Source organism: Paenisporosarcina macmurdoensis, from assembly GCF_042658845.1.
Taxonomy (GTDB): Bacteria; Bacillota; Bacilli; order Bacillales_A; family Planococcaceae; genus Paenisporosarcina; species Paenisporosarcina macmurdoensis.
This window is the reverse complement of the sequence record NZ_JBHSRI010000002.1, coordinates 552,905-570,184: the sequence shown is the minus strand read 5'-3', so window position 1 is coordinate 570,184 and position 17,280 is coordinate 552,905. Positions and strand designations below refer to the sequence as shown.

The 17,280-nt window shown below is 38.8% G+C and carries 13 protein-coding genes; all 13 read right to left on the bottom strand.

The genetic code is table 11. From position 1 onward, the window contains the following. Positions 1–1,142: 1,142 nt before the first annotated feature. On the bottom strand, positions 1,143–2,381 hold the full coding sequence (locus ACFPYN_RS02625; protein ID WP_377732357.1) for a M16 family metallopeptidase: 1,239 nt from the start codon (positions 2,379–2,381) through the stop codon (positions 1,143–1,145). 73 nt (positions 2,382–2,454) lie between these two features. Then, positions 2,455–4,584 carry a polyribonucleotide nucleotidyltransferase gene (gene pnp, locus ACFPYN_RS02620; RefSeq protein WP_377732356.1) on the bottom strand — a complete coding sequence of 710 codons (2,130 nt, stop codon included), beginning with the start codon at positions 4,582–4,584 and terminating at the stop codon, positions 2,455–2,457. 184 nt (positions 4,585–4,768) lie between these two features. Continuing rightward, entirely contained in the window at positions 4,769–5,038 is a 270-nt protein-coding gene (rpsO, locus tag ACFPYN_RS02615) for a 30S ribosomal protein S15 (RefSeq protein WP_377732354.1), read from the bottom strand. 134 nt (positions 5,039–5,172) lie between these two features. Continuing rightward, a complete protein-coding gene (gene ribF / locus ACFPYN_RS02610; protein WP_377732353.1) occupies positions 5,173–6,123 on the bottom strand; it encodes a riboflavin biosynthesis protein RibF in 951 nt (316 codons plus the stop codon). Further along, a complete protein-coding gene (gene truB, locus ACFPYN_RS02605; protein ID WP_377732351.1) occupies positions 6,120–7,052 on the bottom strand; it encodes a tRNA pseudouridine(55) synthase TruB in 933 nt (310 codons plus the stop codon). The genes ribF and truB overlap by 4 nt, the downstream gene beginning before the upstream one ends. Before the next feature lie 84 nt (positions 7,053–7,136). Continuing rightward, positions 7,137–7,577 carry a 30S ribosome-binding factor RbfA gene (rbfA, locus tag ACFPYN_RS02600; RefSeq protein ID WP_377732349.1) on the bottom strand — a complete coding sequence of 147 codons (441 nt, stop codon included), beginning with the start codon at positions 7,575–7,577 and terminating at the stop codon, positions 7,137–7,139. A gap of 22 nt (positions 7,578–7,599) precedes the next feature. Then, a complete protein-coding gene (locus ACFPYN_RS02595) occupies positions 7,600–7,878 on the bottom strand; it encodes a DUF503 domain-containing protein (RefSeq protein ID WP_377732347.1) in 279 nt (92 codons plus the stop codon). Beyond that, positions 7,875–10,466, bottom strand: coding sequence for a translation initiation factor IF-2 (infB, locus tag ACFPYN_RS02590; RefSeq protein ID WP_377732346.1), 2,592 nt, complete (start codon positions 10,464–10,466; stop codon positions 7,875–7,877). The genes ACFPYN_RS02595 and infB overlap by 4 nt, the downstream gene beginning before the upstream one ends. A 4-nt stretch (positions 10,467–10,470) precedes the next feature. Further along, positions 10,471–10,791 (bottom strand): YlxQ family RNA-binding protein, encoded by a 321-nt coding sequence (locus tag ACFPYN_RS02585; protein WP_377732345.1) that lies wholly within the window; start codon positions 10,789–10,791, stop codon positions 10,471–10,473. Beyond that, positions 10,788–11,066: an RNase P modulator RnpM gene (rnpM, locus tag ACFPYN_RS02580; RefSeq protein ID WP_377732344.1), complete on the bottom strand. Its 279-nt coding sequence runs from the start codon at positions 11,064–11,066 to the stop codon at positions 10,788–10,790. Before rnpM ends, ACFPYN_RS02585 begins: the two co-directional genes overlap by 4 nt. A 19-nt stretch (positions 11,067–11,085) precedes the next feature. Continuing rightward, positions 11,086–12,267: a transcription termination factor NusA gene (gene nusA, locus ACFPYN_RS02575; RefSeq protein ID WP_377732343.1), complete on the bottom strand. Its 1,182-nt coding sequence runs from the start codon at positions 12,265–12,267 to the stop codon at positions 11,086–11,088. Positions 12,268–12,290: 23 nt separating this feature from the next. After that, on the bottom strand, positions 12,291–12,767 hold the full coding sequence (rimP, locus tag ACFPYN_RS02570) for a ribosome maturation factor RimP (RefSeq protein ID WP_377732342.1): 477 nt from the start codon (positions 12,765–12,767) through the stop codon (positions 12,291–12,293). Between the two features lie 134 nt (positions 12,768–12,901). Next, positions 12,902–17,230, bottom strand: a complete 4,329-nt coding sequence (locus ACFPYN_RS02565; RefSeq protein ID WP_377732341.1) for a PolC-type DNA polymerase III — start codon at positions 17,228–17,230, stop codon at positions 12,902–12,904. Positions 17,231–17,280: the final 50 nt, after the last annotated feature.

The following is a 17,280-nucleotide window of genomic DNA, read 5'->3' as shown; positions in this document are numbered from 1 at the left end:
GGAGTAAAGAGTTGGGCTTGTGACTGCGTCACTCGACCAACCCTCTTTTTTCAGTTCATCTTACGGCTGGTGTGCGTCCTTCGCTCCCTTGCAATCTGAACATGCTTAGTTTGATCGTTTGGTTTACTAAGGAATTGTTGGTTTCTTTTATGGAGATGTTCGGCCGAAGATGATATTTCGTCCTCATTCTGCTGTTTTAATTTTCAAGACAACTTAGCATCTTGAGAAATACTTACAAGAAGTGAGAGCTTTATCTACAAAATAAAACCTTGTTGCATTCAGTTAGGAAGACAGGTTTTTAGGGAGCTTCGGGCGCTTTACTTGCTGTACCATGATCTAGGGAGTAAAGAGTTGGGCTTGTGACTTCGTCACTTCACCCAACCCTCTTTTCTCAGTTCATTTTACGGCTGGTGTGCGTCCTTCGCTCCCTTGCAACCTGAAAGTGCACAGTTTTTATCGTTTGGTTTACGAAGGAATTGTTGGTTTCTTTTATGGAGATGTTCGGCCGAAGATGATATTTCGGCCTTTTCCTGCTGTTTTTTACTTCGATTACCTTCCTTTACTTCCATTAGAATGTATTCATTCTAATGGAACACTTAGAGAGCGTATTATGCCAATTTAACTAGTCAGGGAATTACTTCTTCTTTCAAACAGTAGCGAAGCGAAAACAAAACCATTTAAAAGTACTTAAATAGATACCTTTCCGCTAAGTTGCATAGCTCAATACTTTGGATATGGCTTCGCAAAGGATCTGATTGATTAAGTTACCTTGGAAATGGGACGTGTTTGAGGAATTGAAAGCAACACTCTTAAAACGTCGCATACAAAAGTTGCTCTGTTGCTATCAAGTCGAGTTGCCTTCAACTAGTCTTGATATAACTGTGACTAGTCACGTTATATTATCGCCTAGTCACGATATATCAACGACCACTCACGATGTACTTCATCTAGTCACGATATAACAACGACCACTCACGATGTACTTCATCTAGTCACGATATATCAACGACTATTCACGATATATTTCATCTAGTCACGATATAATAACGACCAGTCACGATATAGCACTGACCACTCACGATATATTCAAAGCTCCGCGATACATGAGTGGTACATCTGAAATTACCACGAAAAAAAGACAATCACAGTGGATTGTCTTTTTTGGGAGTGATGATTGAAATGGCTGGTTGATGTGCAAAAATATTAGTTATTAGTTTTTGCACTTGATGAATGTGTACTTCATCTATTGACTGTAACACTTCATCATACGTTTTGTGTTCTTTAAAAATAAGTTCATTTTTACCATTCCGATTCATTCGGGCATTGGTGCTTTCTAAACCGAGCATTAAGTTGCCTTTTAATTGTTCTTTTGCATTATCTACTTCTGTTTCTGTGACACCTTCATCTACCACTTTTTGAATCGTTTCATGGATGGTTTCTTTGAGTTCTTGCAATTGGTTACTCGAAGTTCCTCCATAAATGGCGACAGATCCAGAATCTACGTTAGAAGAGTGGTAAGAGTAAATCGAGTAGGCTAATGCCTTTTCTTCACGTACTTCTTGGAATAGTCGAGATGACATATTGCCACCTAAGATGTTATTCATAACGACTAAATCATAAATATGTTTGTCTTTAACACTTAGTCCTGGATACCCTAAACAGATATGACCTTGTTCTGTTTCGCGAGACTTCAGTGATTCGCCTGAATTAAATACCGGAAGATCCATAGAGTGACGGTCCGGAAGTTTTGTACTAGATCCAAATTGGCCAAATAACGAGTCGATGTAGTCAATTAAGCCATCAGGAATATTTCCAGCTACTGAAATAACTATATGTTCAGGTCTGTAGTGATGCTCCATAAATTGATGGATGGAATCTTTATTGAACGTTTCCAGCGATGCTTTTGTTCCTAAAATAGAAGCACCTAGTGGTTGATTCGGATACATCACGTTCCATAGTTGTTCGTGGACATCATCGTCTGGCGTATCTTCGACCATTAAGATTTCTTCTAATACTACTTGACGCTCTTTATCTAATTCTTGTTCATCGAATTGAGAATGGAAAAACATATCTGCCAAAACTGAAATTGCATGCTTCGCATGATGATCTAATACTTTCGCGTAGTAGCATGTTTGTTCTTTTGATGTAAATGCATTGACATAACCACCAATGCGATCAAATTCTTCAGCAATTTGACGTGCTGTTCTAGTTGCTGTTCCTTTAAAAAGCATATGTTCAATGAAATGAGTTAAGCCATTTTCTTCAGGTGTTTCATGTCTCGATCCAACATCAACCCATACTCCAACAGCGACTGAGCGCACGTGTGGGATATGTTCATAGACGATTCGCACACCGTTTTGACTTGTTCTTTTTTGTAACATAGTAAATTAACCCCCATACTTCAAAAAAAAGGTTGCCATCTAAGAGCAGTTGGCAACCTTTTTTCATTGTGTATTATTCAGCTTGTGTGTTTTCAGCTGCTTCTTTTGCTTCTTTTTCTTCTTTTACGACGATTTTTCGTGATAAGTTGACACGGCCTTGGTTATCGATTTCAATAACTTTAACTTTTAATTCGTCATCAAGTTTCAGTACGTCTTCTACTGCTTTTGTGCGTTCTTCTTGAATTTCAGATATATGCAGAAGTCCATCTTTGCCTGTAAAGATTTCTACAAAAGCACCGAATTTTTCGATACGTTTCACTTTACCCATGAAGTATTCGCCAACAACAGCAACCCGTACAATGTTTTCAATAATTTCTTTTGCACGTGCAATCATGTCTTCATCAATAGAAGAGATATAAATTGATCCATCTTGCTCAGTATCAATTTTAACTCCTGTTTCATCAATGATTTTATTAATTTGTTTACCACCCGGTCCAATTACGTCGCGAATCTTATCAGGGTTAATTTTCACCATAACAATTTTCGGAGCAAACTTAGACAATTTCGTGCGTGGTTCAGAAATTGTAGCCATCATGCTTTCTAAAATATGCATACGACCAATTTTTGCTTGTGTCAATGCTTCTTCTAAAATGCTACGTGATAAGCCATCGATTTTAATATCCATTTGAAGTGCAGTAACACCTTTAGCAGTACCTGCAACTTTAAAGTCCATATCGCCTAAGTGATCTTCCATTCCTTGAATGTCCGAAAGAACTGAATAGTTATCACCGCGTTTGATAAGACCCATCGCAATACCCGCAACCGGTGCTTTTATTGGAACACCTGCATCCATCATGGCAAGTGTCGCTGCACAAATACTTGCTTGAGAAGTTGAACCGTTCGATTCAAGTACTTCAGAAACTACGCGAATTGTATATGGGAATTCTTTTTCGTCAGGTAGTACTGCTTTTAATGCACGCTCTCCTAAAGCACCATGACCGATTTCACGACGACCTGGACCACGAAGTGGACCTGTTTCCCCTACACTGAATTGTGGGAAATTATAGTGATGCATGAAACGTTTAGATTCTTCAAGTCCTATACCATCAATGATTTGAACATCGCCTAATGCACCTAAAGTAGCAATACTTAGTGCTTGAGTTTGTCCACGAGTAAACAATCCTGAACCGTGAGTTCGAGGTAAGACACCAGTTTCAGATGATAATGGACGGATTTCGTCTAATTTACGACCATCTGGACGGACTTTATCTTCAGTAATTAAACGGCGAACTTCTTCTTTCACCATTTTATCTAAAATTTGACGAACTTGTTTAAGTGTTGCATCATCTGCTTCACGTTCAACGTAAGTCGCAATTACTTCATCTTTAACTTCATTTATCGCTACTTCGCGTGCATGTTTTTCATACACTTGAATCGCGCTGTTTAATTTAGTTTCGCACATCGCTTTAATGTCAGCAGAAATGTCAGCATCAAGTTCATACAGTTTGATGTCTGTTTTTGGTTTGCCCATTGCCGCGACAACTTTTTCTTGGAAAGCGATTAATTCTTTGATATTATCGTGACCGAACATAATTGCTTCTAACATCACTTCTTCAGTTACTTCAAGAGCACCTGCTTCTACCATGTTAATCGCATCTTTTGTTCCAGCAACAATTAGATCAATCGTGCTTACTGCCATTTGAGCTTGTGTTGGGTTAATGATGAATTGATCATCAATTAATCCTACTTGTACGCCTGCAATTGGGCCATCGAAAGGAATATCCGAAACTGATAATGCTAATGAAGAACCTAACATTGCAGCCATTTCAGAAGTACAATCTTGGTCTACAGACATAACGATAGAAATTACTTGTACTTCATTGCGGAAACCATCTGGGAACAACGGACGGATTGGACGGTCAATTAAACGACTAGTTAGAACTGCGTTTTCTGATGGACGTCCTTCACGTTTAATGAACCCACCTGGAATTTTCCCTGCAGCGTAAAGACGCTCTTCATAATTACATGTAAGTGGGAAGAAATCTAGTGGCTTCGGATGTTTTGAAGCTGTTGCTGTTGAAAGGACTGTAGAATCTCCGTAACGGACCATAACAGCACCGTTTGCTTGTTTTGCATATTTGCCTACTTCTACTGATAATGGACGACCTGCCCATTCGAAATGAAAAATTTGTTTTTCTGTCATTTATTGAACTCCTCTCGTACTGAAAATACTGTGAAATTTAGTTGTATGTATCATTAGTAGTGTATCAAAAAAGCGTATATCATGCGATAAATTATAAATTTGTCATTGAGAGTGGTTTTTTACAGAAAATCTTTTTGAACATAAAGAAAAAGCGGGACGAATCCCGCTTTCACTAAAATGCATCTTATCGACGTAAACCAAGTTTAGCGATCAAGTCACGGTAACGTGATACTTCGTTTTCACGTAAGTATTTTAACAAGTTACGACGACGACCTACCATTTTGAATAGACCACGACGTGAGTGATGATCTTTCTTGTGTGTACGTAAATGATCGTTCAAGTTGTTAATATCTTCTGTTAACACAGCGATTTGAATGTCTGCAGAACCAGTGTCGCTTTCATGAGTACGATACTCAGCGATAAGTTCATTTTTACGTTCTTGTGTAATTGCCATCCGGTTCACCTCCAATACTCTCATAATATCCCCAATTACCGAGCAAGCGTTGGTGATTCGCACTGCCGAGCAACGGTTAGGCATATCTCTATGCACATAGAAATATTAGCACATTCAATTGTTCTTTGCAACTCTTAATTAGACTTTTGAAGAAACGTCATTGCTGTTTGTTTGTCTTTCTCGATTTGAATTTTTAACGATTCAATGCCATCAAATTTACGTTCATCTCTAATATGATGATACCAATCAACAAAGACTTCTTCTCCATAAATGTTCTTATCAAATTGAAACAAATGAACTTCAATTGTCAGTTTTTTTTCTTCAGGGTTTTTAAACGTGGGTTTATACCCCACATTGCAAACGCCATCCACCCATTCGTCTTGTACTAACATTCTGACAGCATAGACACCAGTAGCGGGGATATACGATCCTTCTTTTGCTTGAATATTAGCGGTTGGGAAACCGATTGTGCGACCCCTCTTGTCTCCATGGACAACGATTCCTGGAATTTGAAAAGGTCTACCGAGCAATTCAAGAACTTTTTCCATGTCACCAACCGTTAATGCTTGTCGGATACGAGTTGAACTAATTTTTTCACTGTCAGCCGATTTTTTTTCAACAACTGAAACATTAAAATCATCTTGGGCTAAACTTTCCATGATGTCCATATTTCCTTTTCCAAATGCACCAAAAGTGAAATCGAAACCAGCAGTTACATGCTTAACATTCAGTTGGCGAATAAATGTATCAACAAAATTTGCTGGTGATAACTGCGCAAAGTCAGATGTAAATCGAACAACGAACGTCGTGTCTACACCCATGGATTGAAGCAATTCTAGTTTTTGGTCTAGTGGTGTAATATAAAATACTTTTTCATTTCTTTTTCCAAGGACGATTGAAGGATGAGGATCAAAAGTCATGACAGCTAATTTTAATCCTTGATTTTCTGCTACTCTTTTCGCATGTCCAATGACTTCTCGATGGCCCATATGAACACCATCAAAAAATCCAATCGCTAAAGAAAATGGCCCAGTAATTGTAGAATCACTTAAGTGATGTGGATAGGATAAGTGTATGGTGTTCATTCCGCATCCCCCTCTTTAGGTAGTCGATTAAACATTTTTTCAGGTTTCATCTTACCTTCTTTTGATGGATGCTTCACATAGACGGCAACTGCTTGCCCGTTTCTTGTAAAGACAATTCGTTCATGTGAATGCAGCGCTTCAATGGTATCTAGTACTTGTCCATTTTGAATCGCTTTTTCAAAATCACTAGGTACTTCAAATTTCGGCATGTCTTCGAGTGCGTAATCTAAATCAAATAAATTTTCTTCTAATACATTTTGGTCCACTAAATCTTGTACTTGTTTTAGCGTGAAGCAACTGTTTGCTTTAAATGTACCGGAAGCTGTGCGAACTAATTGCGACATATGCGCAGGAAATCCAAGCTTCTCGCCAATCTGAACAGCAAGTGTACGAATATAGGTTCCTTTGCTACACGATACCCGAATTCTAAACGATACACGTTCACCCGAAAACATAGATTCTTCACTTAGTAGAGATAATTCGTAAATGTTTACTTGTCTCGATGGTCTATCAACAGTGATTCCAGCTCTTGCATATTCGTAAAGTTTTTTCCCATTAACTTTTACGGCTGAGTACATAGGTGGAGTTTGTTCGATAGTCCCCGTTAATTGTGCTAATGCTAAGAGAATATCCTGACGACTGAATTGTTTTTGAGCATCGTTGTAATCTACAACTTCTCCATCTGCATCTTCTGTCGTAGTGGATGCTCCTATCGTCACTTCAGCTTCATAAATTTTTCCTGCGTTTGTTAGGTACTCCGCTACTTTAGTCGATTCCCCTAAACAAATAGGGAGGACTCCTTCAACACTCGGATCCAGAGTTCCTGTATGGCCGATGCGTTTCATTTTTAAAATTTTACGTAGTTTAAAGACGCAATCGTGGGACGTCATCCCTTTTTCTTTCCATAGCGGAAGAATGCCGTTTTGCATTCGGTCCCACTCCTTTATACGTATTATGTAATTTGTAAATAGTAAAGAAGCCTGCTAAAACTAAGTTTCGCAGACTTCTTTTGGTTATTCAACTTCTTCAGTTTTGATTTTTTTAATCTCAACTTCTTCAGTTTCGATTTCTTCAACCTCAACTAAATCAGTATCGACTTCTTCAATCTCAACTTCTTCAGTCTTGATTTGTCTAAGTAAGTTATCGATTTTATTCCCGTAATCGAAAGACTTGTCAAGTTCAAACATAAGTTCTGGTGTCTTACGTAATCGAATTCTTTGACCAATTTCGGTACGGATAAATCCTTTAGCTTGCACTAAACCTTTTAACGTTTCGCGACGTTTTTTATCGTCACCGAGAACGGTAATAAAGACAGTTGCTTGTTGTAAATCACCAGTAACTTCTACATCTGTTACTGTGACAAACCCAATACGCGGGTCTTTTAGTTTACGAGCGATAATTTCGCCTAATTCTTTTTTCATTTGTTCTGCTACTCGATTTGAGCGATTCGCCATGATGGCTTCACCTCTGTTCTATCTATAAATGTTCACGGATCATTTCCGTTCTTTCCCACTCTGGATTAGACTCCAAGTAATTAATTGCGTGGGTGAGTTCACGGTCACTTGCATCGCTTGAAGAAGCGACACAAACAATCGCAATACGCGTCCTTTGCCATTTATCTTGATGGTCTATTTCAGAAATCGATATATTAAACTTTTGCTTCGTTCGAGTAAGCATGCGCTGCAGAACAGCGCGCTTCTCTTTTAACGAATGGGACGTCGGAATGATGAATTCACACTCCGCATACGAAATCATTTGCGTTTGATCTCTTCCATTACGAATGATTCAATAATGTCGCCTTCTTTGACATCATGATAGTTTTTCACAGTTATCCCACATTCATACCCTTTTGCAACTTCTTTTGCATCGTCTTTGAAACGTTTAAGTGAATCTAATACGCCTTCAAATACGACAATGCTGTCACGTATGACACGTACGCCACTATCTCGGGCAATTTTACCTTCAGTTACATAACTTCCAGCAATTGTTCCGATTTTCGTAACTTTAAATGTTTCACGTACTTCAGCTTGACCAATGATTTTTTCTTGGAACTCAGGATCAAGTAACCCAGTCATTGCAGCTTCTATTTCTTCAATTACTTTATAGATAATGCGGTGTAAACGAATGTCTACGCCTTCAGCTTCTGCTGCACGTTTTGCGTTAGTATCTGGTCGTACATTGAACCCAATAACAATTGCATTTGAAGCTGCAGCAAGTGAAATATCAGATTCTGTAATTGCACCAGCACCCGTATGAATAATACGCACATTTACGCCTTCAACTTCAAGCTTCATTAGAGAAGCTGCCATAGCTTCTACAGCACCTTGAACGTCAGCTTTAACAATAAGGTTTAACTCTTTCATTTCACCTTGTTTCATTTGGTCAAATAAGTTATCAAGAGTTACACGAGTTTTTTCTGAACGTTGTGCTTGTAGAGCTGTAGATGCACGAGACTCTCCAACTTGACGAGCTGTTTTCTCGTCTTCAAAGACTACGAAACGATCTCCAGCTTGTGGCACATCATTTAATCCAGTAATTTCAACAGGCATACTTGGACCTGCTTCTTTCACTCGACGACCTAAATCGTTGACCATCGCACGGACACGACCATACGTATGACCGACTACGATTGGATCTCCAACTTTAAGTGTTCCATCTTGTACTAGAAGTGTTGCAACAGAACCACGACCTTTGTCAAGTTGTGCTTCAATTACTGTACCAATAGCACGACGTCTAGTATCTGCTTTTAGCTCTGCTACTTCTGAAACCAGAAGAATCATTTCTAATAAGTTATCGATACCCTCACCTTTTAAGGCAGATATAGGTGCAAAGATTGTTTCTCCGCCCCATTCTTCAGATACTAATCCGTGTTCAGTTAATTCTTGCATAACACGTTCAGGATTAGCAGATGGTTTATCCATTTTGTTCACAGCTACGATGATTGGCACATCTGCAGCTTTTGCATGGTTAATTGCTTCAATTGTTTGAGGCATAACACCATCATCAGCAGCAACAACCAAAATCGTAATATCTGTCACTTTAGCTCCACGAGCACGCATTGTTGTAAAGGCTGCGTGACCAGGTGTGTCTAAGAATGTGATTTTTTTGCCGTTTTCTACAACTTGGTAAGCACCAATATGTTGAGTAATTCCGCCAGCTTCGCCAGCAGTTACTTTAGTTTTACGAATTGAATCAAGAAGCGTTGTTTTACCATGGTCAACGTGACCCATAATCGTAACAACTGGTGGACGTTCTAGTTGAACTCCAGGTTTTTCTTCTTCATCTTCGAAATATCCTTCTAAATCAGAAATATCAACACGAATTTCTTCTTCTACTTCAACGCCGTAGTCTGTACAAATCAATTCGATCGCATCTTTATCTAACTCTTGGTTAATTGTTGACATTACACCAAGTAAAAATAATTTTTTAATGATTTCAGATGGCTCTCTACCTAATTTTTTCGCCAGTTCTGCAACTGTCAATGATTCATAGAATGTGATTTTTTCTGGCAATTCTTTTTCTTTTCTTGGTACTGGTGGCGCTACTGGTTGACGATTTTGTTTTCCTTTGTTTCTGCCTCCAGCGCGATTACCAGTTCCAGGACGGTGATTTCCGCCTCCAGCACGAGGGTTAAAGCTTGAACCCGGTGCACGGTTTGGACCGAAATTCTTCGTTTTAGCCTGGTCACCTTGTTCTTGCTTACGACCTTCACCAGCAGTTGGTGCTGTAACTGGTTTTTGTTTATCTCTTGATGGTGTCGTAGTACTAGCTACGCCACGGCTTTGCCCAACTGGCGCTTTTGGTCCAGTTGATTGAGTACGATCGGCTTGTGGGCGGTTTCCTTGATAACCACTACCTTGTGGACGATTTCCTTGAGTACCAGTTCCACTACCTTGTGGACGATTTCCTTGGTATCCAGAACCTTGTGGGCGAGTACCTTGTGAACTGCTACCTTGAGAACCGCTACCTTGTGGACGGTTTCCTTGGTAACCAGATCCTTGTGGACGACTACCTTGTGTACTTGACCCCTGTGGGCGAGTACCTTGAGAACCTGATCCTTGTGGACGATTAGTTTGTGGACGATCGCTTTGCGGACGATTGCCTTGATAACCCGAACCTTGTGGACGATCGCCTTGTGGACGATTGACATTTGTTGTTGATGCAGGTTTTGGAGCTGAAGTAGACGTTTTTTTATAGACAGAGTCTAATTTAGTAACAGCGTCTCCTTCTAAAGTAGACATATGATTCGTCACTTGCACATCTAACTTACCTAATTGCTCTATAACTTCTTTACTAGTTTTATTAATTTGTTTTGCGTATTCATGAACTCGTAATTTGGTCATTAGCTCACCCCCGATTAAATTCGTTAAGTAGTTCGGAAAGTTTTTTCGCAAAACCTTGATCGGTTACTGCGAGTACCACGCGGGCATCTTTTCCTGTAGCATGTCCGAGATCTGTACGATCACCGAAAACATGTAACTCAACGTTGTAAGACTTACATTTATCTTGAATTTTTTTCATCGTGTTAGCAGAAGCATCTGATGAGATAATTACTATCTTCGCTTGGCTATTACGAATAACTTTTACGACTAATTCTTCACCAGAAGTTAACATTCTTGCACTTACAGCTAAACCGAGAAGTTGTAAAATTTGTTGCTTTTGTTTCATTTGAGTTGCTCTCTTTCAATCACAGTTAACAATTCATCAAAAATGCTCTCTGGTATTTTTGCTTCTAATTGGTTATCTAGGCTTTTGCGTTTTTTTGCAATTTCAACTGCTTGTTTGGTTTTAGAAACATATGCTCCTCGACCTGACTTTTTACCAGTTAAGTCAACCGAAACTTCGCCTTCTTTTGAGCGAACAATACGAATCATTTCTTTTTTCGGAAACATTTCGCCCGTCGCAACGCATTTTCGTAAAGGTATTTTCTTTTGACTAGACATCAAAATTCACCCTCTTCGTTTATTCTTCTTCTTTGTATAAATCGTAATTTTCATCGTTATTTTCTTCGTATTCTTCATCTACATGGTTAAAGCTTTCAGAAGCTTGAGATGGATAAATACCAAGTTCGCGAGCATCTGTTTCGCTCTTAATATCAATTTTCCACCCTGTTAACTTAGCAGCTAAACGGGCATTTTGACCACGTTTACCAATGGCTAATGATAATTGATAATCTGGAACTACTACCGTCGTTGATTTTTCATCTTCATGAATTTGCACATCTAACACTTTAGAAGGGCTAAGTGCATTGGCAACAAAGATTACTGGATCTTCAGACCACTCGACTATATCAATTTTTTCGCCATTTAATTCATTAACGATGGTTTGCACACGTGACCCTTTTGCTCCAACGCAAGAACCGACTGGATCAACGTCTTGGTTATGTGCAACAACAGAAATTTTTGAACGATCGCCCGCTTCACGTGCGATAGATTTAATTTCTACGATGCCATCATAAATTTCAGGTACTTCCATTTCAAACAAGCGACGAAGTAATCCTGGATGTGTGCGAGACACAAATACTTGTGGTCCACGAGTTGAACGTTCTACTTTCGTAATATAGACTTTTATACGTTCGTGAGGACGGTATGTTTCCGTTAGAATTTGTTCATTCACAGGCAATACCGCTTCTACTTTTCCAAGTCCTACATAAATATTACGAGCGTCTAAACGTTCAACGATTCCATTGACAATGTCTTCTTCACGGTCAACGTACTCTTCATATATCATGCCACGTTCTGCTTCACGAACACGTTGTGTAACAACTTGTTTAGCTGTTTGAGCAGCGATACGTCCAAAGTCTCTAGGCGTCACTTCTTGCTCCACAATGTCTCCAAGTTCGAACGCTGGATTTACTTGTTTAGCATCTTCCAATGAAATATGTAGACGACTGTCAAGTACTTCTTCCATTACATCTTTACGTGAAAATACTAACATCGTACCGTTATCAAGATTTAAATCAACACGGACATTTTGTGCTTGATTAAAATTGCGTTTATATGCAGTTACAAGCGCTGCCTCAATCGCTTCAATCAAAACTTCGCGCGGAATTCCTTTTTGCTTTTCAAGAGCCAATAAAGCATCTAGCAATTCATTTGCATTTGCCTTTGCTTTTGACTTTGACTTAGCCTTAGCCTTTGCCATTTTTCTTCACTCCTACATTCACATTATGCAGAGAAATTGATTGCTAAACGTGCCAAAGCAATTTTCTCATGTGCAAGTTGAACTTTAATTTTTCTGGTTTTTATTCGATATTCCATTTCTAGACCTTGCTCACTATAAGCCGTTAAAATTCCTTGGAACTCTTTCGAACCATCTATAGGCTCATATGTTTTTACGAATATCAATTGACCGATTGCTCGAAGGTAATCACGTTCTTTTTTCAATGGACGTTCAGCCCCAGGTGAAGAAACTTCTAAAAAGTAGTTTTGTTCAATTGGATCTTTAGCATCTAACACTTCACTTACGCGCTCACTTACAAGTGCACACTGTTCAATGTCAATACCACCTTGAGGTGTATCTACATAAATACGTAAAAACCAATTTCTACCTTCTCTTACGAATTCTAAATCGAAGAGTTCTAACTTTAATTCTTGAACTATGGGCGTTACAAGCTTTTCTACTTCGATTAATATATTGCTCATACATGCCTCCCGAAGCGACTTATTTTCGACATAACAAACAGAAAAGAGCGGGAAATCCCACTCTTTTGCCGTAAATCTATCAACAACTTGTTATACAAATGATACCATACGATAGCTTTCAGTGCAAATCTTGCCTAGAACAGAGACAATTGGTTGGCATCCGGCATTCCTTCCAAACAACCGAGTGTAGTCATGTATTCAAGTAATGTTTTTGAAACACGTCCACGTTGACCTAAATCTTCTTTAGACAAGAACTCACCATTTTTACGTGCTTCGACAATTGCTTTCGCAACGTTAGTTCCTAAACCTGGAATTGCATTGAAAGGTGGAATCAATCCCATGCCATCAATAACAAATTCATCTGCTTTTGATTCATATAGATCCACTTTTTTAATGTGATAACCACGTTCACACATTTCTAGTGCAATTTCAAGTACGGTTAGTAAGCTTTTTTCTTTAGGAGCGGCATCAAGGCCTTTAGCATTGATTTCATCTGTTTTCGCACGGATGGAAGCTGAGCCTTTTGTCATCGCGTGTAAATCAAAGTCTGACGCTCGAACAGTAAAATAAGCTGCATAGTACAATATCGGGAAATGCACTTTGAAATACGCGATACGAACAGCCATTAACACGTAAGCAGCTGCATGGGCTTTCGGGAACATGTATTTAATCTTCTTACATGAATCGATATACCAGACAGGAACTCCGTTTGTACGCATATCCGCTTCAAATTCAGGTGTTAATCCCTTCCCTTTACGAACAGATTCCATAATTTTAAATGCAAGTGACGGTTCAAGGCCTTGATAAATTAAATAAACCATAATATCATCTCGACAACCAATTACATCTGATAACTGACATGTGCCATTTTGGATCAGTTCTTGTGCATTTCCTAACCAAACGTCAGTCCCATGAGATAGACCAGAGATTTGAACAAGCTCCGAAAATGTCGAAGGTTTCGTTTCTTCTAGCATTTGTCTTACGAAACGCGTACCAAACTCGGGAATTCCTAAAGTTCCAGTTTTACAACCGATTTGTTCTTGTGATACTCCAAGCGATTCTGTTCCAGAATAAATTTTCATGACCTCAGGATCATCAATTGGAATCGTTTTTGGATCAATTCCTGATAAATCTTGTAACATCCGGATTACTGTTGGATCATCGTGTCCCAGAATATCCAATTTCAATAAATTATCGTGAATGGAATGGAAATCGAAGTGAGTGGTTTTCCATTCAGAGTCTTGTGCGTCAGCTGGGAACTGTATAGGCGAGAAATCGAAAATATCCATATAGTCAGGCACAACGATAATTCCACCTGGATGTTGTCCAGTAGACCGTTTAACACCGGTACACCCTTGAACTAGTCGATCAATTTCCGCACCTCGGATCGTTAAGTTATGATCATTCGCATACCCACGCACATAGCCATACGCCGTTTTATCAGCAACTGTACCAATCGTACCTGCTCGATATACATTGTCTTCGCCAAATAAAATTTTCGTATGATTATGTGCTTTTGATTGATATTCACCACTAAAGTTTAAGTCAATATCCGGTACCTTATCTCCTTTGAAGCCTAGGAACGTTTCGAAAGGAATATCTTGACCATCTTTTTTGTAAGGTGTTTCACATTTAACACAGACTTTGTTTGGCAAATCAAATCCTGAACTAACCGATCCATCATCAAAGAATTCTGCGTGTTGACATAGCGGACATATATAATGTGGAGGCAAAGGATTTACTTCTGTAATCTCCATTAGTGTTGCGATGAGTGAGGAACCTACCGAACCACGCGATCCTACTAAATAACCATCGTCTAACGATTTCTTCACCAATTTGTGAGATATCAAATAGATTACGGCAAAACCATGGCCAATAATCGACTTCAATTCTTTCTCCATACGAGCTTCTACTATTTCAGGAATTGTTTCTCCATAAATTTGTTTTGCCATATTATAGCTCAACAAGCGAACTTCTTCGTCTGACCCTTCAATCTTCGGTGTATATAAATCATCTTTTATTGGTTTAATTTCTTCTATTCTAGCTGATATTTTATGGCTATTCTCCACTACGATTTGTTTCGCTGTTTCTTCACCTAAAAAGGCAAAAGCATCTAACATTTCATTTGTTGTGCGGAAATGAACTTTCGGTAATTTGTGACGGTTTAATGGATTGGCTCCACCTTGACCACCAATGAGGATTTGTCTAAAAATCGCATCATTCTCATTCACATAATGAACATTTCCAGTGGCAACAACAGGAAGGTCAACTTTTTTACCAAGTTTTATCATCTTACGAATAATATCTTCAAGATTCCATTCATCTCTAACAAGTTCCATTTCAATTAAATGTGCATACACTTCTTTTGGGTGAATTTCTAAGTAATCATAAAACTTCGCAATATCTTCAACTTCTTCAGGAGACTTTTGCATCAACCCTTCAAATACTTCCCCTTTATCACATCCCGATCCAATTAACAGCCCTTTACGATGCTTCACTAAGACGGATTTTGGTATACGTGGTACGCGGAAAAATGTATTCATATGGGAAGAAGATACTAACTTAAATAAGTTTTTCAGACCCGTTTCATCCGTAGCAAGGAGCGTACAATGAGATGGACGTGCTCTTTTGTATGAATCTCCGTTCCCTGTTTGATGATTAAATTCATCGTGATAGTGTATGCCTTTTTCTTCGGCTTCTTTTAACAAGTTTAATAGTAAATCGCCTGTTGCTTCAGCGTCATATATAGCACGGTGATGTTGTGTCAGGTCAATATTGAATTTCTTAGCCATGGTGTTTAAACGATGGTTCTTCATTTCAGGGTGTAAAAAACGAGACAACTCTAATGTATCAATAACTGGATGAATGGTTTTTTCAAGCCCACATTTTTTATATCCTACATATAAAAAGCCCATATCGAATGATGCATTGTGAGCCACTAATATACTGTCACCAATCCAGTCATGGAAACGTTTAATCACGTCTTCAATTTCTGGTGCATTTTTGACCATATCATCTGTAATGCCAGTTAAATTAATAGTTGTGGCAGATAACGCATGATGAGGATTTGAAAAACTCTCGAATTTGTCTATGACTTGCCCATTTTTTATTTTCACAGCTGCTAGCTCGATAATGCTGTTATAGACAGCTGACAGGCCTGTGGTTTCAACGTCAAATACCACATATGTGGCATCAGCTAATGCCCGATGTTCTTCTTCATACACAATAGGTACGCCATCATTCACCATATAAATTTCTAAGCCATAAATGATTTTTATGCCATATTTTTTCCCTGCTGCATAAGCATCTGGAAACGATTGAACAACGGCATGATCAGTAATAGCGACCGCAGGATGACCCCATTTTGCTGCTTGCGATACTAACGCATCTACTGACGACACTGCATCCATTTGACTCATTGGTGTGTGTAAATGTAGTTCAATGCGTTTTTCATCCTCAGGAGCAGTATCTTTTCTTGAATCTACTTTGATCTCCATGATATCTTGTGCCATCACAATTAAATCACGGACAAAGGTATCATTTTGTACTGAACCTCTGACTTTTAACCAAGTCCCTTTTTTCAGTAAGCCCATGATTTCAGCATCTTCTTTATCACGGGAAAACATCTTAACAAGAATTGAGTCCGTATAGTCCGTTACTTTGACTGTTAATAGAGAACGACCACTTCGTAATTCTTTCACTTCAACATCAAAGACAAAACCTTCTATTGTGATACGACGTTCTTCATCTTGGATTTGTTTAATCTCAAGAATAGGCTCATTCGCTTTAATCGGAGTACCCAATTGGAAAGGACCATTTAGTGTTGCGCCTGGATTATTTTGACGATCAGTATCGCGTTTTTGCATATCTGCTAATGCTTTTTTGCCAAGTTCGTCTTCTTCTAACTTTCGTTGCTTCATGAAAGCTAGTTGTGCTTCTGCCAATTCTTCTTTTTCCTCGGTTAATTTAAAATCAACCGGCAATATCGGAAAACCGTACGAGGCATAAATATCTGAAATTTTAGAGGCATATTTATTCTTAAATGTACGAAACTCAATTTCCTGAGTACAAGTAAAATGGACCGTTTGCCCATTGTACGTTGGAACCTGTGACTGTAATCGATCTCTAAGTGGTGGTGACATATCGTCAATTTCTTGCAAAATAAACGGCCAATACGCAGAGATTGTTTCTGCTTCCACTTGTGGCTCCATGCATGTAATCGATAATTTAATATCTGCAATCCCTGCAAACTTTTCACGTAAGCGCATATGAAACAACTGAAACATATTAAAAGGAAGGAGTTGCTCAACTTGAATTGTAAAGCGCCATACACGTTCTTTCTTATGTACCGTCATACGATTCAAAGATGCAGATTCAAAATGAATCATGTATTCATCTGCAGTCAGTTCTAACTGCTGTAATAATAATTGTAATCGTCTTTTCGCATCTTGTTCGATTGTCATACGCTGTGCCTCCCCTCTATCATAAGAAAAAGAAAGGAAGACCCGATTTC